Consider the following 952-nt stretch of genomic DNA (forward strand, 5'->3'; position numbering starts at 1 on the left):
TTCTTTGTGAGTTGAAATCAACGTGATCCTCTACTCAAGAACCAGATTAGCGCGCACTCCTCTGATTCCTTTTTGGATAAATCACTTCGATGTTCTTCACAAGAATCAACGGTTCTTTTCGCCTAGATTGCTCTGTTCTGTAGAGTTAAATAAAATGGCAGCTTTAATACACCACAGTCTTTGCAGCCAATCCGCGGTTGTCGGCTGGTCTGGACCTCGGCTATTCATAGATTTATTCTAGCCACCTTCGCTTTTTCAAACGGTCCCAGAGGCTCTGTTTTTCTCGCTGATCCTGTGGCGGGGAGGCGTTGGCTTTCTTCTCTATTTCCTCTTTAAGTTCTACCAGCAGCTCGATACGGACAGGATTCTCCTCATTGTGGATATTCGCTTCTATCGGCTTGCCGCCCTCCGGCACTTTAGAGACGATTAATGCGCGTTTCTGTTCCTGGAATAAATGATTCAGCTTGAAGCCCAATGGTAATTCCAGCACTTGTTTTAATACGGTTGGTTCGACCATTTTCTCTTCAACGACAGTTAACTTGATCTCTTCAAACGATGATTTTGGCTGTTCACTAACGACTACGTGCTCGTCCATTACCTGCGTGTTCACAGGCGCAGCTTCTCCCACGGTCACTTCAATCACTTCATCACTGCTATTATCAAAGATTATCCGGTCGAAGTCTTCGAAAAAGCTGGCGGTGATGACTTTATCAAATAATCGGGTGTCCTTCTTATTTCGAAAAAGATCGACCGTTGTTAGTTTTTCCAGTGAGGCTCTGATTTTTTCCGGTTCAATATCGGTATTGGCTTTTTTGACCCGCAGCTTATGCTTTCTGCCTAAACTATTCTCAAATTTTGCGACTAGATCTGCCATGATCTCCCCTCCTTATCCGTTCGATTTTTTTGTCCTGTTCATGAGCCTACCAATCCCTGCAACGTTTCTGTAATAAAT

At 44.0% G+C, this 952-nt stretch carries 1 protein-coding gene; it reads right to left on the reverse strand.

The window, feature by feature from the left end; genetic code table 11:
- Positions 1-232 precede the first annotated feature (232 nt).
- Positions 233-874: a DUF2922 family protein gene (locus AC4J95_RS21080; RefSeq protein ID WP_494551548.1), complete on the reverse strand. Its 642-nt coding sequence runs from the start codon at positions 872-874 to the stop codon at positions 233-235.
- Positions 875-952: the final 78 nt, after the last annotated feature.

The organism is Enterococcus sp. GPZ-007 (genome assembly GCF_059374735.1).

Coding starts and splice junctions, on each gene's coding strand:
- AC4J95_RS21080 (WP_494551548.1), bottom strand. CDS start 874: ATGGCAGATCTAGTCGCAAAATTTGAGAATAGTTTAGGCAGAAAGCAT.